The organism is Marilutibacter aestuarii, assembly GCF_006546775.1.
GTDB classification, from domain to species: Bacteria; Pseudomonadota; Gammaproteobacteria; order Xanthomonadales; family Xanthomonadaceae; genus Marilutibacter; species Marilutibacter aestuarii.
The window spans coordinates 1-17,035 of record NZ_VICE01000098.1 but is presented as its reverse complement, the minus strand read 5'-3'; the positions used below and the strand labels follow the sequence as shown (position 1 = coordinate 17,035).

20 protein-coding genes are annotated in these 17,035 nt (G+C 69.8%); 6 read left to right on the top strand and 14 right to left on the bottom strand.

Annotated elements, in window-relative coordinates:
* Nucleotides 1-104 precede the first annotated feature (104 nt).
* Nucleotides 105-245: a hypothetical protein gene (locus FKV25_RS16265; RefSeq protein WP_170218616.1), complete on the top strand. Its 141-nt coding sequence runs from the start codon at nt 105-107 to the stop codon at nt 243-245.
* A gap of 438 nt (nt 246-683) precedes the next feature.
* On the opposite strand, the gene FKV25_RS10700 is transcribed toward FKV25_RS16265, so the two are convergent.
* A complete protein-coding gene (locus tag FKV25_RS10700; protein ID WP_141518797.1) occupies nt 684-1,535 on the bottom strand; it encodes a hypothetical protein in 852 nt (283 codons plus the stop codon).
* A 39-nt stretch (nt 1,536-1,574) separates the two neighbouring features.
* On the bottom strand, nt 1,575-2,411 hold the full coding sequence (locus tag FKV25_RS10695) for a hypothetical protein (RefSeq protein ID WP_141518796.1): 837 nt from the start codon (nt 2,409-2,411) through the stop codon (nt 1,575-1,577).
* 356 nt (nt 2,412-2,767) lie between these two features.
* Between FKV25_RS10695 and FKV25_RS16260 the strand changes: the two genes are divergently transcribed.
* Nucleotides 2,768-3,130, top strand: a complete 363-nt coding sequence (locus FKV25_RS16260; RefSeq protein WP_170218615.1) for a helix-turn-helix domain-containing protein — start codon at nt 2,768-2,770, stop codon at nt 3,128-3,130.
* Nucleotides 3,131-3,178: 48 nt separating this feature from the next.
* On the opposite strand, the gene FKV25_RS10685 is transcribed toward FKV25_RS16260, so the two are convergent.
* Entirely contained in the window at nt 3,179-3,529 is a 351-nt protein-coding gene (locus tag FKV25_RS10685; protein ID WP_141518794.1) for a GFA family protein, read from the bottom strand.
* Between the two features lie 122 nt (nt 3,530-3,651).
* Between FKV25_RS10685 and FKV25_RS10680 the strand changes: the two genes are divergently transcribed.
* The gene (locus FKV25_RS10680) at nt 3,652-5,121 is read left to right on the top strand and encodes a DNA recombination protein RmuC (protein ID WP_141518793.1); all 1,470 of its coding nucleotides are present in this window, start codon (nt 3,652-3,654) and stop codon (nt 5,119-5,121) included.
* Here FKV25_RS10680 and FKV25_RS10675 read toward each other — a convergent pair whose 3' ends face one another.
* From FKV25_RS10675 to FKV25_RS10640, 8 genes are all read right to left on the bottom strand, one after another.
* Complete coding sequence (locus FKV25_RS10675; protein ID WP_141518792.1) at nt 5,122-5,532, bottom strand: hypothetical protein; 411 nt, start codon at nt 5,530-5,532, stop codon at nt 5,122-5,124.
* A 115-nt stretch (nt 5,533-5,647) separates the two neighbouring features.
* On the bottom strand, nt 5,648-6,829 hold the full coding sequence (locus FKV25_RS10670) for an MlaA family lipoprotein (RefSeq protein ID WP_246072055.1): 1,182 nt from the start codon (nt 6,827-6,829) through the stop codon (nt 5,648-5,650).
* Nucleotides 6,830-6,912: 83 nt separating this feature from the next.
* A complete protein-coding gene (locus tag FKV25_RS10665) occupies nt 6,913-7,209 on the bottom strand; it encodes an STAS domain-containing protein (RefSeq protein ID WP_141518791.1) in 297 nt (98 codons plus the stop codon).
* A 2-nt stretch (nt 7,210-7,211) separates the two neighbouring features.
* The gene (locus FKV25_RS10660; RefSeq protein WP_141518790.1) at nt 7,212-7,868 is read right to left on the bottom strand and encodes an MlaC/ttg2D family ABC transporter substrate-binding protein; all 657 of its coding nucleotides are present in this window, start codon (nt 7,866-7,868) and stop codon (nt 7,212-7,214) included.
* Between the two features lie 37 nt (nt 7,869-7,905).
* On the bottom strand, nt 7,906-8,454 hold the full coding sequence (gene mlaD / locus FKV25_RS10655) for an outer membrane lipid asymmetry maintenance protein MlaD (RefSeq protein WP_141518789.1): 549 nt from the start codon (nt 8,452-8,454) through the stop codon (nt 7,906-7,908).
* Between the two features lie 42 nt (nt 8,455-8,496).
* Nucleotides 8,497-9,246 (bottom strand): MlaE family lipid ABC transporter permease subunit, encoded by a 750-nt coding sequence (locus FKV25_RS10650; RefSeq protein ID WP_141518788.1) that lies wholly within the window; start codon nt 9,244-9,246, stop codon nt 8,497-8,499.
* A 70-nt stretch (nt 9,247-9,316) separates the two neighbouring features.
* Entirely contained in the window at nt 9,317-10,105 is a 789-nt protein-coding gene (locus FKV25_RS10645; protein ID WP_141518787.1) for an ABC transporter ATP-binding protein, read from the bottom strand.
* Nucleotides 10,106-10,231: 126 nt separating this feature from the next.
* Nucleotides 10,232-10,627, bottom strand: a complete 396-nt coding sequence (locus FKV25_RS10640) for a hypothetical protein (RefSeq protein WP_141518786.1) — start codon at nt 10,625-10,627, stop codon at nt 10,232-10,234.
* A gap of 198 nt (nt 10,628-10,825) precedes the next feature.
* Here FKV25_RS10640 and FKV25_RS10635 point away from each other — a divergent pair, with 198 nt between their 5' ends.
* Both FKV25_RS10635 and FKV25_RS10630 read left to right on the top strand, forming a co-directional pair.
* Entirely contained in the window at nt 10,826-12,733 is a 1,908-nt protein-coding gene (locus FKV25_RS10635) for a DUF885 domain-containing protein (RefSeq protein ID WP_211345417.1), read from the top strand.
* A complete protein-coding gene (locus tag FKV25_RS10630) occupies nt 12,730-13,902 on the top strand; it encodes a M23 family metallopeptidase (RefSeq protein WP_141518784.1) in 1,173 nt (390 codons plus the stop codon). Before FKV25_RS10635 ends, FKV25_RS10630 begins: the two co-directional genes overlap by 4 nt.
* Before the next feature lie 300 nt (nt 13,903-14,202).
* On the opposite strand, the gene FKV25_RS10625 is transcribed toward FKV25_RS10630, so the two are convergent.
* The 3 genes from FKV25_RS10625 to gcvA all read right to left on the bottom strand — a co-directional run bounded on the left by FKV25_RS10625 (nt 14,203) and on the right by gcvA (nt 16,022).
* Nucleotides 14,203-14,694 carry a nuclear transport factor 2 family protein gene (locus FKV25_RS10625; RefSeq protein WP_141518783.1) on the bottom strand — a complete coding sequence of 164 codons (492 nt, stop codon included), beginning with the start codon at nt 14,692-14,694 and terminating at the stop codon, nt 14,203-14,205.
* A gap of 20 nt (nt 14,695-14,714) precedes the next feature.
* Complete coding sequence (locus FKV25_RS10620; protein ID WP_141518782.1) at nt 14,715-14,936, bottom strand: hypothetical protein; 222 nt, start codon at nt 14,934-14,936, stop codon at nt 14,715-14,717.
* A gap of 177 nt (nt 14,937-15,113) precedes the next feature.
* The gene (gene gcvA / locus FKV25_RS10615; RefSeq protein WP_170218614.1) at nt 15,114-16,022 is read right to left on the bottom strand and encodes a transcriptional regulator GcvA; all 909 of its coding nucleotides are present in this window, start codon (nt 16,020-16,022) and stop codon (nt 15,114-15,116) included.
* A 133-nt stretch (nt 16,023-16,155) separates the two neighbouring features.
* Here gcvA and FKV25_RS10610 point away from each other — a divergent pair, with 133 nt between their 5' ends.
* Nucleotides 16,156-16,980 (top strand): MBL fold metallo-hydrolase, encoded by an 825-nt coding sequence (locus FKV25_RS10610; RefSeq protein WP_141518780.1) that lies wholly within the window; start codon nt 16,156-16,158, stop codon nt 16,978-16,980.
* The last annotated feature ends 55 nt before the right edge of the window (nt 16,981-17,035 follow it).

Here is a 17,035-nt window from a genome sequence, read left to right as displayed (position 1 = left end):
CCGGCTTCGCCGCACCGGTCCCCTGTGCGCCTCGTCCATGGCGGCACGGCGCCCAAACTCGCTTCGCCCGGACAAGGGCGCCTCTCCGGCCGCCATGGCCTGCGGTGCTCGGCGGCCTCAAAGTCGCGAAGATCAAGATCAAGATCAAGATCAAGATCAACGGCAGCGGCAGCGGCAGCGGCAGCGGCGACGGCATCACCCCGCGCAGCCCGGGCAAGCGACGTGCACCCGGGGCCTCGGTATGACGCGGTTCGTAGCGCCACGCCCTGTGCCGGCCAACTGCCCCGGGGCAACGATAGGCGGCACGGTTGAGAACAAAAGCTGGATCCCAGCGTTCGCTGGGATGACGGCTTGTCGGGCCGCCGGATGGGGTGCGGCTGCGACGCCGCCGTAGGGTGGGTCGAGCCGAAGGCGATACCCACCGTCGCCAGCAACCGCGACACATGGACGCAGGATGGGCTTTCTTTCGCGCAACCCATCCTGCGATGGAAAAAAAAAGACCGCGAACGATGCGTGCCACGGGTCACGCATCATTCGCGGCCAACGTCGCTGGCGCCAGTGGAGCGGAGGAGGCGAAGGCGACGGATGCTCCCCTGGTATTTCGACGGATGGGGGTGGTGGTGGGGGGTGGTCCCGGGAGTGTGGCGTTGGGGCGAATAGGACCACCCCCGCACCGAAGGCTTTCAGTGGAAATGGCAGGCCAGGGCGTGGTTTTCCCATATGCAGGACATGCGCGGTCCAGGCGTGCCCGCTATCGGGATTCCGAACTGCGCGGCGGCGTGCAGCCAGTCGTCGATCAGTGCGCGGTCGCTGAACCGGTACTCGCCGACATAGCTGCCCCCATCGCTGGCAATACTGCTGTCCGGCAGTTTGTTGCCATCGGCATCCTCGCTCGCACCGCTGACATACTCGGCCCGGGTGATCGCATCACGACGCAGCTTCATCAGCGTCCGGCTTCCGTCCCGCCAGACTAGGTTGATGGTGACGCCGTCCAGTCCGATCGACCGACCCGTGACCTCCAGTCCCAGGGCCGTGAGCTCGAAGGCCAGGTCGTTGAGGGTGGCCGAGCCGGGGCCCGCGCCTGCGAAGCGACGGGCGAGGGCCGTCCCCAACAGCTCTTGTAGGTCGCTGTCGGCGGCGACGAGCGCGGCGTTGGCATCCTCGAAGCCATCGGGGAAGGCCATCCCGGGGCCGGCCACGCCCTGTCTCGCGGTGATGACGGCCTGCGCGGCATCGGTGATGTTGGCGATGCGTGCGAAGGCCTCTGCGATCGAAGCGGGGACCGGTCGCGGCTGCGACCGGTAGCGTTGCGCCGTGCTGTCGAAGCGGTTCTCGAAGGCCCAGAGCTTGCGGCCCTGGAAATCGGAGACCAGGACCGTGCCGGCACCCCCTTTACCGGCAGCGCCGGCTGGATCGCTGCAGTCGTTGCAGACCACCAGGCCGCCTGCGACGGCCGGCCCGAACGAGCCGGCCAACAGCAGCGTGGCCACCCAGGCCGTGCCCGGTCGGAGTTGCGGGATACGCGTGTCGCCCATGCTGAACCTCCTGTTCGCGCGTACGGGGCCGAAGCGGGATCAGTAGTAGTGACAGCGGAGCGTCTGTCCGTCCCAGCTGCAGCTCATGCGCCTGCTCGGCGTCCCGTTGATGGGAACGCCATAGCGACTGGCGGCGTAGAGCCAGTTCTCGAGATTGGCATCGGAATGGAAACGGTAATTGCCAACGTAGTCACTGCCGTCCTGGGTGACGCCCGAATCGGGGATCCGGTTGCCGTCGGCATCGAAGCTCTGTCCCTCGATGGGCTCTGCCATCGTGACGTTGCCCTTGTGGATCACCATGGGCGTGATGCTGCCGTCGCTCCAGTGGACGGTGATGGTGATGAAGTCGAAGTTGAGCTTGCCGGCCATCCAGTCGACCGCGAGCGACTTGAGCGACGTGGCGAGGTTGTTCCAGGTATTGGAGCTGGTCGTCGCGCCCGCGTAGCTGGCCGCGAGCGCGCGGCCGAACTGGGCGCGCATGTTGGTGTCAGTGGCCACTTCGTACGCGCTCCAGCCTTCGAAACCGGCGGGAAAGGGGAAGGCGTTGCTGCGTGGGTCGTCCTGGCGCAGCACGATGTCGGCCGACGCGGGCGACACCGCGGACAGGGTCAGGTTGTTGCTGTGGTGGATGACACCGGGAATCGGAGTCGGGATGGGCAGGAGTCGACCCGTCTCGCGGTCGTACTCGTTGTTGTAGCCCCAGAGCTTCTTGCGGGCGAAATCCGACACGATCACCAGGCCGGTGCCGCCCTGCTTGGCTACCTGCGCGACCGAGGTGCAGTTGTTGCAGACCACCACGCCGCCGGCGGGGGCTTCCCCGGCGGCGAATGCAAGGCCCAGGAAGGCCAGGAGGGTGGAGGGGAGTCGATGGTTCATGGTCATGGTCCAAAATCCTTTTCTTGAGGGTGGTGGGGCGTCCCGTTCCCCTGTGCGTCCGTTGCCCTGCAGACGTCCGGCGCAGACGCCGTGCGCCGGGTGGCCGGCCTCGTGCCGGTTTCGTGTTGCCGCCCGTCCGCGGGAGCGGGCGTGGCGGCAGGTCTCGTGCGGCGTGCCCGGACGCCCAATGGCCGGGGGCGCCGGCCGGGCGGAGCGGCAGCGCGGGACGTTCCCGGTGGCATGCCGTCCGTGCATCGCGTTCGTTCCTCGAAGCCAAGCCTGATGTTTCCATAAGGAAACCACCATTGTCAACAAAGGGAAACGACAGGCGTCCGGGATCTGCCGAGAATGCGGGCATGGAGCACTTTGGCGCCCGGTTCAAACGCTTCCGGGACGTCCATGGATGGTCCCAGGAGCAGATCGGATTCGAACTCAACGTTTCGAAGGCGACCGTTTCCAAATGGGAAAGCGGTCGGGCGCAGCCGCGCCTGGAGAACCTCTCCGAGATCCGGCGGCTGGTCGCGCGCTATGGCCTGAGCCTGGACTACCTGATCGACGGGACCGGCCGTCCTGATGGCGCGGGCCGCCATGTCGCCGAGACACCGCCCGACTATCCGGCCGCCGTCGCCGGGAACGCCGACGAGGCCGCGCTGCTCGAGCATTTCCGCGCGCTCAAGCCGACCCGGCGAAAGGGCCTGCTGGCCTTGCTCGGGGACTGATCCCGCGTCGCCGGGACCGGGGCCGGCGGACCGGCCCCAGGTGGTTGCTCAGAGCGCCGCGCCGTCGAAGTGGTGGACCGGGATCGCTGACAGGTCGACGCCGTCCAGGCAGCGCAGGTTGATCGCCGCCATCGCGTTGCCCTTCGGGTCGGTGCCCTCGCCGAACGGATGCATGCCGCAAGTCCCGCAGAACCGGTGCTGGATGACGTGCTTGTTGAAGGTGTACGCGCGCAGCGCGTCCTCGCCCTGGTGGATGCGCAGCGCTTCGCGCGGGACGAACCACAGCAGCGCGCCCTTGCGCCGGCAGATCGAACAGTTGCAGTCCAGGCCGCTGTCGATATCGCCGTCGACCTCGTACGTCACCGCGCCGCAATGGCAGCTTCCGGTGTGGGTGGTCATCTCGTCGTCTCCTTGTCGGTGTCGTGGGGCCCCGGGGGGCGTGGTGCAGACCATACGCCTGCGCGACGAGCGAATCACCGTCCAGTCTCGGTGCGCGCGACGGGGGCCGCTACACTGGCCACATGCCCGACATCCAAGTCCTCGTCCTGATCCTGCTGCTGGCCGTGCTGGTCGCCGTGGGCCTGCTGGTGGCGCTGTTGCTGCGCCGGCCCGACGCCGCGCAGGATCCGTCGCAGGCACGCCTGCTCGAGGAACTGGGGAGCGAGCGCGAAGCGCGCCAGGGCTTGGCTGCCGAAGCCGCACGCCTGCAGGAGCGCCTGGCGTCGCGGGAAATCGAACTCCAGGCCGCGAACGCGCGGACCGGGGACGCCCTGGCCCAGGTCGCTGCCCTGGAGGACGAGTCCATGCGCCTGCGCCAGGCGCGCAGCGAAATGGAAACGGAACTGGCCCGCGCCCGTGCCCACCTCGAACACGGGGAGCGCGCCAACGTCGAAATGAAGCAGTTCCTCGAGCAGGCCCAGCAGAAGTTGTCCGCCGCCTTCACCGAGCTGGCCGGCAAGACCTTCTCGGACACGGTGAAGAGCAGTGCCGAACGCTCGCGCAGCGACATCGAGGTCCTGCTCAAGCCGTTCGCCGACCGGATCGGTGAGTTCCGGCAGCGCGTCGACGTGCTGTACGCGGAGGAAGCGAAGGAGCGTGCATCGCTGGCGGGCGCGGTCAACGAACTGAAGTCACTCAACCAGGACATGGCGCAGCGGGCGCTCGAACTGACCCGCGCGCTGCGCGGCAACGCCAAGGTCCGGGGCGACTGGGGCGAACTGATGCTCGAGAGCGTGCTGCGTGGCTCGGGGCTGCAGGAAGGCGAGCACTACGAGCGGCAACACAGCACGAGCGATGCCGATGGGCGCATGCTGCGGCCGGACATCGTCGTGCGGCTGCCCGACGATCGGCGCATCGTGGTCGACAGCAAGGTCAACCTGATCGCCTGGCAGGAAGCCATGAACGCGGAGGAGCCGCTGGACCAGCAGGACGCGCTGCGGCGGCACGCGGTCGCGCTGCGGCAGCACGTCAAGGACCTCGCCGAGCGCGACTATCCGCGCGCGATGGGCGAGGACACGCTGGAGGTGACGGTCGCCTTCGTGCCGATCGAGGGCGCCCTGTCGGCGGCATTGGGTGCCGACGCCGAACTGCAGGCGTTCGCCTTCGACCGCCGCGTGGTCCTGGCCTCGCCCAACACGCTGATGGCGGTCCTGCGCGTGGTCGACCGGCTGTGGACGCGCGACCGCGTGCAGAAGCAGGCCATGCAGATCAGCCGCAGCGGTGGCCTGCTGATCGATGCGCTGAATGGCTTCCTGGCCGACTTCGACAAGGTCGACGAACGCCTGCGTCAGGCACGCGAGAGTTACGACGGCGCGCGCAGGCGCCTGACCGAATCGCCACAATCGGTGATGGAACGGGCACGGCGCCTGGAAGCCATGGGCGCACGCGGCAGGAAGCTGCTGCCGGCCGATGACGTGGAGGCCGAATCCCAGGCCAGTCTCCCCCAGGCCGATGGTCCCGCAGCGGGGCGGGACTCCGGCGACGCGGACTGATCAGCCGGTCGCGGCGTTGGGCACCGCGCAGGTGTCGGGCAGGTGGTCGTCGAGGCGTGTGGCCTCGACCGCACGGAGCTTCTGCGCGTAGCCCGGCGCATCGCTGGATTCCAGCGTGCCGGTGATCTCGGCATACACGCCCTGGTTGGGCACGCCCAGCGCCATCGAATGCGCGGTGGACCGCGTGCGCAGTGGCTCGAGCACCTCTTCGGAGCCGACCACCCACAGCGGGGCCTGGTTGCCGCAGGGGCGAATCAGGTGCGAACCGTCCTGGAAGATGTACTGGCCGCGGATCGTCGAGGGCGGGACGACCTCGTCGGGCGTGGACGCGCAGGCGGTCGACGCCGCGGCGAGGGCCATGAGGGCGGAAGCACGGCCTAGCAGGCCGAGGGGGGATGGCGAACGGGGCATCGCGAAGTCCTTCTCTGGTGGGTTCGATCCTTGGGGCGCTCGACGGGTCAGGCGCGCCGGGACGGCGACACCTTAGCAGGCGTCGGCGTCATGCATCACCCCCACGGCCGGGACGTCAGCCGCCGCCGCCGTCGGCCGGCAACACCGGCATCGCATCCACCGGCACGGTGGGATTGTTCTCCTCGCGCAGGTAGTCCGGCAGCGAGTCGTCCTCCTCGAGCTGGCGGTCGCCGAAGATCTGGTAGCTGCGGCGCTGCATCCAGGCATCGCGCACCAGGGTGTAATCGTCCTCGGCACCCTCGCGCAGGCTGTCGGTGGCCAGCAGCTGGGCGCGCACGTCGACCAGCTGGAGGCCCTGCAGGGGGATGCGCACGCTGTCGACCTCGACCTGGCGCAGCGGGCTCAATGGCGCGTCGCCGACCATGCCCAGGCTGTCGCGCAGGGTGCGCGGGCCGAAGAGCGGCAGCTCGACGTAGCGCGAGCGTTTCCACCCCCACACGCCGAGGGTCTGGCCGAAGTCCTCGCTGCGGTTGGGCAGCTTGGCGTCGCTGGCCGGGTCGAAGATGCCCGCGATGCCCAGCGTGCTGTTGAGCAGGAAGCGTCCCATCGACTGCCCGGCCTGCTTCGGCTTGCCCTGCAGCAGTGCGTTCACCGCGGCCACCGGCTGGCCGAGGTTGTTGAAGAAATTGCTTACGCCCAGGCGCACGGGGCGCGGCACGACCTTGACGTAGCCGCGCGCCAGCGGGCGCGCGACGCTGCGGTCCACGGCGTTGTTGAAGCGGTGCATCTTGCGGTTGTAGCGCTCCCAGGGGTCGTAGCTGGGGGCCACTTCGGCCGGAGTGGGCAGGGTGGGGTCGGCGACGGGGTCGTACGGGTCGCCATAGATGTCGAGGTAGTCGATCTCGGCCTGGGTTGGCGTGCCCCCTTCGCCTTCGACGCCGACCGGGGCCGATGGCGGCACGGGTTCGACGGGCGCGGTGTCGGCCGGCTGCGGCGTTTCCACGGGTTCCGTGGGCTCGACCGGCTCCGCCGGGGGCGCCACCGGCGCGGGAATCGCCGGTTGCGTCGGGTCGGTCTCGCCCTGCGCATCACCAGTGGCCTCGTTGAGGCAGCGCTGGAATGCCGAGGGCGCGTTGTCGGCCGCTTCCATGCATCGCTGGTAGGCCGCCTGTTCGCGGGCCGAAAGCGGGCGGGTGATGATCTGGGCACTGGCATCCAGGGCCGGCAGGGCCACCAGGCCGGCGAGCAGGCACATCAGCAGGCGGATGGGGCGGGGGTGCGAGTGGGGGAATCGCATGGGGGCAGTGTACGTCCGGGGCGGAGGCGCCGGCCACGCGATCCTGCGTTGGCGACCGGAACACTGTGTATTGGAAAGTGGGGTCAGCCGCCGTAGGCCAGCCGTGCGTCGAGTCGATAGGCGCTGCGAAGCTCGGCCAGGCCTTCGGGGCTGCCCTGGATGGTAACCGCTCCGGCGCGGTCGGCCAGTTCCGCCAGCAGCGCCAGGCCGGCGCTGTCGATGCGCGCGACGTGCGCCAGGTCGAAACGGGTGACGCCGTCGAGCAGCCCGCTGGCCTGCGCCCAGACGCCGGCGCAGGCATCGCGGTCCAGGGTCCCGGCGAACACCAGCGCGTCGCCTTCGCGGCGCGCGCTGCCGGCGAGGGGCCCCGTGCCGGCCATGCTCAGTTCGCCGCCGCCTTGAGGTTGCCGGCCTTCAGGTCGGCCGCCACTTGCGGGATCGACTTCTGGCGCAGCGGCGTGTCGAACTGGTTGCGGAAGGTCTGCACGAAGCTGACGCCTTCGACCATGACGTCGAACACCTTCCACTGGCCGCCGTTCTGGCGCATCAGGTAGTCGACCGGCACGGGTTCGCCCCCCTGGCGCAGGTATTCGCTGGAGACTTTGACGATGGCGCCGCCGCGGATCGGCGTTTCCGACTTCACCCGCACCTGCAGGCGCGTGTTGAAGTCGAGCAGCGAGGCACCGTAGCGGCCCATCAGGCTGTCGGCGAGCGCGTCCGCGAACAGCTTGACGTCGGCGTCGGACGCGCCGCGCCCATGCGTGCCCAGCACCAGGCGGGCGGCATAGTCGCGGTCGAAGATCGTGTTGAACTCGCTGGCCATGAACGCGCGCAGCTTGCCGCGGTCGGCGGTGAACTCCGCGCGGCGGGATTCCAGCGTGTTGAGGATGCGGGTGCTGTTGTCGAGCACCAGCTTGCTGGGCGAGCCAGCCGGTGCCTGGTTCACGGCCTGGGCCTGGGCAAGCGCCGCGGTCGGCGCGGCGAAAGCCGCGGCCGTGGCGATCAACAACAGGGACAGCGGTCGGGCAAAGCGATTCATGGGCAACTCCTGTGGGGGGAGGGCTCGGAGAAGGAGGCTACTTCAGGTAGTCGGGCACGTCGTCGGCGCCGTCGTCGGCGGGCGGCGTTTCCCCGGCACCCGTAGCGGCATCTTCGCCGGGCGTACCCGCACCGCCGCTGAACATGTACTTGCCCACCATCTGGATGATGTCGACCGAGGACTGGGTCAGGAAGATCTCGTCGCCCTCCTTCAGGGGGTCCGGGTCGCCGCCGGGGGCCAGACCGACATAGCTCTCGCCGAGCAGGCCGCTGGTGAGGATCGCGGCGCTGGTGTCAGCCGGCAGGTCGTCGTAGCGGCTGTCGATGGCCAGGGTGACGACCGAGTCCAGCTTGACCGGGTCCAGGCCGATCGACTTGACCTTGCCGATCGCCACGCCGCCGATCTTGACCGGCGCATTGGGGCGCAACGGGCCCAGGTTGGTGAAGCGGGCGGTCACCGAATAGGTGCTGCCGCCGAAGCCGAAGCTGCCATTGGTGGAGGCGATCGCCAGCACCAGCAGCGAAGCCAGGGCCAGCAACAGGAAGGCGCCGACGGCGAATTCGATTCGGGGGGCACGACTGCTCATGGACGGATACTCACGGGTGTGGACGGCTGCGCGAAGGGACGCTCAGCGGAAGAGGAGGGCGGACATGACGAAGTTGAACATCAGCACCAGCAGCGAGGCGTTCACCACCGCGCGGGTGGTCGCCACCGAGGTGCCTTCGATCGTGGGCTCGGCGTGGAAGCCCACGTAGGCCGCGACCAGCGCGGCGACCGCGCCGAACACCGCCGCCTTGACGAAGGCCATGCCGAAGTCCTTGCCGAAATCGACGCTGTCCTTGAGCACCTGCCAGAAGACGCCCGAGTCGATGCCGATCACGTGCACCGCCTCGAAGTAGCTGGCCGAGATCGCCAGGCTGCAGAAGAACGCGGTCAGCAGCGGCACGCACAGCACTGCCGCCCAGAAGCGGGGCGCGACGGCCTTGCCGACGGGGTCGATCGCCATCAGGCCCAGGGCGGTGATCTGGTCGGTGGCGCGCATCAGGCCCAGTTCGGCGGCGATCGAGCTGCCGGCGCGGCCAATGAACAGCAGCGCGGTGAGCACCGGGCCCAGCTCGCGGTACAGCCCCAGGCCCAGCATCGCGCTGACCTGGTTGGCGGCGCCGTAGGTGTCGAGGGCGCGATAGCCCAGCAACGTGACGCTAAGTCCGACGAACGCGCCGCCAACGGCGATGATGGGAAGCGAACGGGCGCCAATCTTGTAGATTTCGCGCACGAACTCGCGAAACAGGTCGGCCGACGGCCGCGACGCGCGCAGGACCGCGAGCGAAAACAGGCCGGCGCGACCCAGCGAGCGGGTGGCTTCGACGAAGGCCATCAGCAGCCCTCCATGGGGACGGGACCGTGCGACGGGCAGGTCGGTGGGGACATGCGGCTTGGGCGGGGGGTCATGCGGCCTCCGTGCGCGGTGCGGCGTCGAAGCCGATCGGTCCGTCGGGCTCGCCCTTCAGGAACTGCTGCACGAGCGGGTCGGGACTGGCGGACAGGGCGTCGGGGCTGCCGGAAAAGACGATGCCGCCGTTGGCGATCACGATTGCGTGGTCGGCGACGGGCAGGGTCTCGTGGACATGGTGGGTCACCACGATGCTGGTCAGGCCGAGCGTATCGTTGAGCCGGCGCACCAGCGCCATCACCACGCCGCTGGCGATCGGGTCCAGGCCGGTCAGCGGCTCGTCGTAGATCATCAGCGGCGGGTCGAGCGCCAGCGCCCGGGCCAGGGCGACGCGGCGCGCCATGCCGCCCGACAGCTCGCGCGGGAAGGCGTCGGCGGCGGCGCGCAGGCCGACGGCGTGCAGTTTCATGCGCACCAGGCGGTCGATGACCGGTCGCGGCAGTCGCGTATGCGCCCGCAGCGGCAGGCCCACGTTCTCGGCCGCGGTCAGGTCGGTGAGCAGGCCATTGCCCTGCAGCAGCACGCCGATGCCCTTGCGCAGTTCGAGCAGGTCGCGGTTGCGGCGCGGGATGGGGCGTCCGAAGACTTCGACGGTGCCCGCCGCCGCCTCCAGTTCGCCGGTCAGGGCGGCGAGCAGGGTCGACTTGCCACTGCCCGAGGGGCCCAGCACGGCGATCACCTGCCCCTTGGGCACGTCGAGGCTGATGTCGCGCAGCACGGTGCGGCCGCCACGCTCGAGGCGGACGTCGCGCAGGTGGACGATCGATGGGGCGGCTTCGGTCATGGTGTCCCGGGTTGGCTGGGAAGTGGCGCGTGGCAACCGTCGAGAGTGGGGGCTGCCGGCTGAACGACGCGTGTCAGTGCGCGCTCGCGTCGAGAGATTGTCGCAGTGCCGCCGCCGCGCTGCACCTCAGTCCTCTCCCGCGGGAGCCGGAACCAGTCCCCAGCGGTCGAGCACCCACAGCACCAGCAGGCCCGTCGCGGTACCGGCCACCCCATACGCGGCGTCGATCGGGTCGCGGGTGTTGAGCACCGGGATGAAGGACTCGTACGCGAGATTGGCGGCCACCAGCCCCAGCCCACCCCAGGCAAGGACGCGCAGGCGCCCGCCCGCCATCAGGAAGGGATAGCCGATGCCCGTGTACAGCAGGTAGGCGATGCACAGGTTGGAGACGTGGGAATAGAACCCGGGGAACAGCGCGACCAGCGTAGCTGCGTGAAAGGTCTCCCACTTGCGGCCCATGAACAAAGCCATGACCGCGACCAGCATCGCCAGGTACCCCAGCGCGGCCCACGGAAGGGGCACGCGGCGCAGTGCGGGCGGCGGGAGATGTCCGGGCATCGTGGCGGGGCGGGGGGCGGCGACGGTCGGGCCAGGGACCTCCACGGTACTACGCCCGCGAGGAACCCCGGCGACACCCGCGCCACCCATGACCATCCACAGGGGGCAGGCGGCCGCTCCACCACCCAGAATGGGGCATCAACCGACAAGGAGTATCCGTCCGTGCGCATTGTCTCCGCCCGCAACACCCTGGCCCTCGCGCTGGCGCTTGGCCTCTCCGCCTGCAATCCGCAGCCCGCCGGCGGCGACGCCACGGCATCGACCGAAGCGGCGGCGCCCACCGCCGAGCAGGTGCAGGACGAATCCCGTCGCCTGAACGCCTGGTTCGACGAACAGTACGAGGAGCAGCTGCAGTTCAGCCCGATCCAGCTGACCTTCCTGGGCCGCAAGGACCTCAACGACCAGATCGACGACCTGTCCGAGGCCGGCACGCGCGAGCGCGTGGCGTGGATGAAGGCCTCGGTCGAGGCCATGGAGTCGAAGTTCGACTACGACCGGCTCGACCCGGAGACGCAGCTGTCGTGGGACCTGTGGAAGCGCCAGTACGAGGATGCGCGCGACGGCCTTCCCTTCATCGCCCATGGCTATCCGTTCGACCAGATGAACGGCGCCCAGAACATCCTCCCGATGTTCATGATCAACTTCCACAAGGTCGACGACGAAAAGGACTACCTCGCCTACGTCTCTCGCCTGCAGAAGTCGGAAGTCGCGTTCGACCAGCTGCTCGAGCGTGGTCGCGCCGCCACCGCCGAGGGCATCCGCCCGCCGAAGTTCGCCTACGAAGGCGTGATCGACCAGTCGAAGAAGGTCATCACCGGCGCGCCCTTCGGCGAGGGGCCCGACAGTGCGCTTTGGGCCGACGCGCAGGCCAAGGCCGATGCCCTGGTCGAAGCCGGCACGATCAGCGCCGAGCGCGCGGCCGAACTCAAGGACCAGGCGCGCAAGGCCCTGCTCGAGCACGTGAAGCCGGCCTACGAGCGGATCATCGCCTTCGCCGAGGCCGACCTGCCCAAGGCGGCCGACGATGCCACCGGCGTGGGCACCACCCAGCCCGACGGCGCGGCGTACTACGCCTACCAGCTCAAGCAGAACACCACCACCGACATGAGCGCCGAGCAGATCCACGAACTCGGCCTGAAGGAAGTCGCACGACTGCGCGGCGAGCTCGAGGCACTCAGGGCGCCCGCCGGCTACGAAGGCGACCTCGAGGGCTTCTTCAAGCACGTCCAGGCCGATCCCGAGCGCCTGTTCCCCAACACCGACGCCGGTCGCCAGGCCTACATCGACGAGGCCACCGCCGACATCGCCAACATCAAGCAGCACCTGCCCAACTACTTCGGCCTGCTGCCCAAGGCCGACCTGGTGGTCAAGCGCGTGGAACCGTTCCGCGAGCAGGACGGCGCCGCCCAGCACTACTACCCGGCCACGCCGGACGGGTCGCGCCCGGGCATCTACTACGCGCACCTGTCCGACATGAACGCCATGCCCAAGACCGAGCTGGAGGTCATCGCCTACCACGAGGGACTGCCAGGCCACCACATGCAGATCTCCATCGCGCAGGAGCTCACCGGGATCCCGAAGTTCCGCACCCAGTACGGCAGCACCGCGTACTCCGAGGGCTGGGGCCTGTACTCGGAGTGGTTGGCCAAGGAGATGCCGGGTACCTACCAGAGCTGGTACGCCGAGTACGGTCGCCTGATGTCCGAGATGTGGCGCGCGATCCGCCTGGTCGTCGACACCGGCCTGCACGCCAAGGGCTGGACCGAGCAGCAGGCCTACGACTACTTCCGTGCCAACAGCTCGGTGCCCGACGCGGCCATCCGCTCCGAGATCCGCCGCTACCTGGTCAATCCGGGCCAGGCCACGGCCTACAAGATCGGCATGATCAAGATCCAGGACCTGCGCCGGAAGGCGGAGAGCGAGCTGGGCGAAGGCTTCGACATCCGTGGCTTCCACGACGCGGTCCTCGGCGGGGGCGCCATGCCGCTGGACCTGCTGGAGAAGCGCGTGGACCGCTGGATCGAAAGCCAGAAGTCCGCGGCCCCGGCGGTGGACGCCGAAGCGGCGTGATCGCCGGCGCCTGGCCAGGGGTGGGGCGCCCGGCGATGCTGCTGGTGCCGGGACTGCTGCTGGCCGGAGCCGTGGTGGCAGGAGGGGGCGAGTCGCTCGCCCCGTCCGTCCCGCAAGCGCCGATCGTGGCGAGCGTGGAAGGTCGCCAGGTGCTGTCCTACGAACTGCGCCTGGCCAACCGCTCGGCGCAGGCGCTGGATCCACTGGGCGTCGAGATCCGGGCCGGCGATAGCGTCCTGGCCCGGCATGCGGGCGAGGGCCTGGAAGCGCGGCTCGACCGCTCCGGTTCGCAACAGCCGCGTGCCCCGGGCACGCCGGTTCCGCCCGGGGGCGAGGCGGTGGTCTTCATCGACATCGCGTTCGATGCCGCCGACATGCCTCCGCCCGCGCTCGAACACCGCATTGAGGTTGGTGGGCGCGATGCGGATGGCGAAGTGAGCGTGCAACGCATCGAAGGCGCATCCATCCGCGTATCGAACGCCATCGGCAGCGCGCTTTCGCCGCCGTTGCGGGGCGGACCCTGGATCGCGGTCAGCGATACACGATGGCCGCGCGGCCATCGCCGCGTGGGCTACCAGGTCGACGGCCGCCTGCGCACGCCCGGCCGGCATGCGGTCGACTGGGTCAAGCTCGACGGCGACGGGCGGCGCTTTCCCGAAGGGGCCACGCTGGCCCGCCAGGCCTACAGCCATGGCGAGGACGTCCTCGCCGTCGGCGATGCGCGCGTGGCGTTCGTACGCGACGACCTCGACGAGCGAAGCCGGCTGGACGCCGTCATCGATCGCGAACGCGCGCGTCGCGAGGGCAGCGGCAACACCGTGGTCCTCGATCTGGGCGACGGCCGTTTCGCCCACTTCGCCCACCTGCGGCCGGGCAGCATCGTCGTCGCGAAGGGCGACCGCGTGGCCCGGGGCGACAAGATCGCCGAGGTCGGCTTCAGTGGGGGTGCCTCGGCCCCTCAACTGCATTTCGCCATCACCGACGCGGCCGATGAACATGCCAGCGAAGGCCTGCCGTTCCATTTCGATGCCTTCGCGCTGCAGGGCCGCTACGCCGACCCTTCCCGTGCAGGATCGGAGCCCTGGTCCGCGGCCGGCGCGGCGGCCGGGACGCGGCGCGATGAAATGCCCGCACGGGGTGCAGTGGTCGTGTTCGACGCGCGGCACTGAGCCGCGGGGCGCAGGCCGCCGCCGACCCTGTCGCCCCTCGGACGACGCGTTTTCCCCAGTTGCCGAGGGCGCCCGCCGCGCGTCGTATCCGCCGTGCGCGCTGCCAGGCCGCCGCCCCCATGACCAGGAATGCGCCGCCGATGACGACCCGCGCGGTCTGCCCCCGGACCATGCCGATGGCGCCCAGCACCGCGCCGGACAGGACGAGCGCGGCTTGCAGGGCGGTCTGGACCATGGTCTTCCCCTTTGCATGCGTCCCGGGGTGGGCGCAGGGTGAACCCTGGCGCGGCGGGTGCCGGACTAGAGGCTGGCCAGATGCCCGTAGCTCAGGACGCGGGTGACCTGCCAGCGACCTTCGAGCCGGCGCCAGACGATGGTGAAGTCGGCGACGCCGTCGCAACGCCCCGTGCTGGTCTGGCAGAAGCGATGGGTGCCCTGTTCGATGGCGCCGAAGCCATGGATGGGGTACACGCGCAGCGTCCCGGGGACGAGTTCGCGGCTGAAATGCCCACAGGCATGTTCGCGGGTGTTGGCAAGCATCGCCTCGCGCGACCAGGTCACCCCGCCGGTGTCGTGGTAGAACTCGACGTCCGGCGCGAAATAACTGGCGTGCCTGCGCAGCTGCTCCGGCGTGCTGCAGCGGTTGAAGGCGTCGAACATCGCCGCATCCAGCGCGGCCACGGTGTCGTACAGCGCGTCGACCGCGACGTCCGCGCTTTCGTCGGAGGTGGGGGCGGCGGCCCATGCCGGCACGCATGCCAACGCCAACACCAGGCTTGCGAAGGTCTTCATCGGGTCTGCTCCAGCGGGGTTCAGGCGCATTGCGCGGGCGCGGGCCGCCAGCCGAGCAGGCGCGCCGGCAGCGTCAGCACGGCATGCAGGAACGCGAACAGCGCCGAGAAGGTGACCCCGACCAGCCGGAACGGCAACGACACCAGCCAGACGAGGGGCCACAGCACCAGGGCGAGCAAGGCCAGCGGCCAGCACAGCACCAGCAGCAGGCACCAGGCGAGCAGGGCGATCAGGGTCTTCATGCACGGTGTCCTCGATTGGGCGGGCGGTGCCCGTCCACATCACCTTGCGAGGCCGCGCCGCGCACGGCAAGACAGCGTGCGACGAACCGGGGCGGGCGCCGATGAAACGGGCGACGGGGCGACGAAAGCATGGCGCCCGGCCTGGGCCAGGCGCGGCACCTGAGGCGGTGCTCGCGTTCAGCCGGCGCCGGCCTCCACGCGCAGCCATGCGCAGAACGCATCCGCGCACGGGTGGGGTCGGGCCTGCGGCTGCCGCACGATCCAGAACGCGTAGGCATTGGCCAGCGCCAGCGGGAAAGGTCGCACCAGCCGGCCGGCCCGGAGGTCGTGCGTGACCAGTGGGCCCACGCCGAGGGCCACGCCCTGGCCGGCGGCCGCGGCCTCCTGCGCCAGGTAGATGCTGTCGAACACCGTGCCCTGGCGGGTATCGACGCCCGCCTCGCCGCTCGCCTCCAGCCAGGCCTGCCAGTCCGGGACGCCCGGGCGCCCGGCGGCACTCTCGTCGTGCAGCAGCGGATGGTGGCGCAGGTCCGCCGGCCGGCGCAGCCGGTGCGGCCCGGCCTCGACCCGCGCCCGGGCACAGACCGGGAAGACCGGCGCGTCCATCAGGCGTTCGACCTGCAGGCCGTCATAGGCACCAGGGCCGTAGCGTATCGCCACGTCGACCCCATCGCGGTGGAAATCGGCCGGCCCGTCGTCGGTTTCGACCCGCACCCTGCACTCCGGATGGTCGTGCTGGAAACGATGCAGCCGGGGCGCCAGCCATTTCGCGGCCAAGGACTCCAGCGTGCTCACGCGCAAGGGCCGGTCGCCCTCGGCACGAGCGCGATCGACGGCGAGCTCGAGCTCGGTGAACAGCGTCGTGAGCGACGTCGCCAGGCGCGCACCCGCCTCGCTCAACTCGACCCCGCGGTGGCGCCGATGGAAGAGGGCCGTGCCCAGGTGCTCTTCCAGGCGCTTGACCTGGTGGCTCACGGCCGCGGGCGTCACGAACAGCTCGGCCGCCGCGGCCTGCAGGCTCCGGTGGCGCGCGGCCGCCTCGAACGCACGCAAGGCCTTGAGGGGGGCGGGAGGACGGGGCTTCACGACATGCCTGCAGTGGGCGGCGATAGCGCATGTTATCAAGTTAGTTTTTCTTGATCGAAGCGCAATTCTTGTCGTTTGCGGGCGCGCGCGGCAGCGGAAACCATGGGGCACACGCATCCAAGCGAGCCCACCGATGCAATACCAAGCGATCCGCCCTGACGTCCTGGTCTTCGTCGGCGACAGCCATCTTTCGGTCGCCACCGCGTTCGTCGATGGCGACGACGTGCTGCTGGTCGATGCGCTCGGCAGCATGGAAGACGCCCTGGCCATGCGCCAGGTGCTGTGCGCGGAGATGGGCAAGACCGTCCGCATCATCGCCGCGACCCATTACATGAGCGACCACCTGGCGGCCATGCGCCTGTTCCCGGATGCGATGACGATCGCGCATCGGCACCACCGCCTGGGCTTCCAGATGCAGAACCGACCGGCCCACGCGACCTATCGCGCGCCCAAGCTCGTCTTCGATGCCGCCATGACGCTCCACTGGGGCGCGCACGAGCTGCGCTTCGTCCACAACCCCGGCAGGACACCCGACCATGTCAGCGTCGACGTGCCCACGGCCGACCTGGTGTGCGCCGGCGACAACATCGTCGGCCACATCGTTTACGTCTCGCGCGCGGATCCCGCGATGCTGCGGCAGGCGATCGCGGCGATGCGCCGGTTCGGACGCGGCACGGTGGTCGGCGGGCACATGGGATGCTTCCCCGCCGCCGTGCTCGAGGATGCAATCCACTACCTGGACCGCCTGCAGCGTCGCGCGATCGAGGTGCATGCACGCGTGCCCGCGGCGGAGATCGCGGCTGCGCTGGCGCGCATCCGCATCGAGGACTGCATCGCCACGGGCGTCGAGCCCACTGACTTCGAGCGCGAATGGCACGGCCACAACCTGGAGGCCATGGCCTCGCAGTCCCTGTTCGCGCTCGACGCCGCCCTCCAGGCGCGCGAGGCACGCGCATGAGCCGCGTCGCCGCCCCCGGGCGTCGCCGCTTCCTGCTCGGCGCCGCGGGGATGGC

What these genes read in the sequence shown, in the direction of transcription:
- FKV25_RS10700 (WP_141518797.1), bottom strand. Translation starts at nt 1,535, where the DNA reads ATGGGCGACACGCGTATCCCGCAACTCCGACCGGGCACGGCCTGGGTG.
- FKV25_RS10695 (WP_141518796.1), bottom strand. Translation starts at nt 2,411, where the DNA reads ATGAACCATCGACTCCCCTCCACCCTCCTGGCCTTCCTGGGCCTTGCA.
- FKV25_RS16260 (WP_170218615.1), top strand. Translation starts at nt 2,768, where the DNA reads ATGGAGCACTTTGGCGCCCGGTTCAAACGCTTCCGGGACGTCCATGGA.
- FKV25_RS10685 (WP_141518794.1), bottom strand. Translation starts at nt 3,529, where the DNA reads ATGACCACCCACACCGGAAGCTGCCATTGCGGCGCGGTGACGTACGAG.
- FKV25_RS10680 (WP_141518793.1), top strand. Translation starts at nt 3,652, where the DNA reads ATGCCCGACATCCAAGTCCTCGTCCTGATCCTGCTGCTGGCCGTGCTG.
- FKV25_RS10675 (WP_141518792.1), bottom strand. Translation starts at nt 5,532, where the DNA reads ATGCCCCGTTCGCCATCCCCCCTCGGCCTGCTAGGCCGTGCTTCCGCC.
- FKV25_RS10670 (WP_246072055.1), bottom strand. Translation starts at nt 6,829, where the DNA reads ATGCGATTCCCCCACTCGCACCCCCGCCCCATCCGCCTGCTGATGTGC.
- FKV25_RS10665 (WP_141518791.1), bottom strand. Translation starts at nt 7,209, where the DNA reads ATGGCCGGCACGGGGCCCCTCGCCGGCAGCGCGCGCCGCGAAGGCGAC.
- FKV25_RS10660 (WP_141518790.1), bottom strand. Translation starts at nt 7,868, where the DNA reads ATGAATCGCTTTGCCCGACCGCTGTCCCTGTTGTTGATCGCCACGGCC.
- mlaD (WP_141518789.1), bottom strand. Translation starts at nt 8,454, where the DNA reads ATGAGCAGTCGTGCCCCCCGAATCGAATTCGCCGTCGGCGCCTTCCTG.
- FKV25_RS10650 (WP_141518788.1), bottom strand. Translation starts at nt 9,246, where the DNA reads ATGGCCTTCGTCGAAGCCACCCGCTCGCTGGGTCGCGCCGGCCTGTTT.
- FKV25_RS10645 (WP_141518787.1), bottom strand. Translation starts at nt 10,105, where the DNA reads ATGACCGAAGCCGCCCCATCGATCGTCCACCTGCGCGACGTCCGCCTC.
- FKV25_RS10625 (WP_141518783.1), bottom strand. Translation starts at nt 14,694, where the DNA reads ATGAAGACCTTCGCAAGCCTGGTGTTGGCGTTGGCATGCGTGCCGGCA.
- FKV25_RS10620 (WP_141518782.1), bottom strand. Translation starts at nt 14,936, where the DNA reads ATGAAGACCCTGATCGCCCTGCTCGCCTGGTGCCTGCTGCTGGTGCTG.
- FKV25_RS10610 (WP_141518780.1), top strand. Translation starts at nt 16,156, where the DNA reads ATGCAATACCAAGCGATCCGCCCTGACGTCCTGGTCTTCGTCGGCGAC.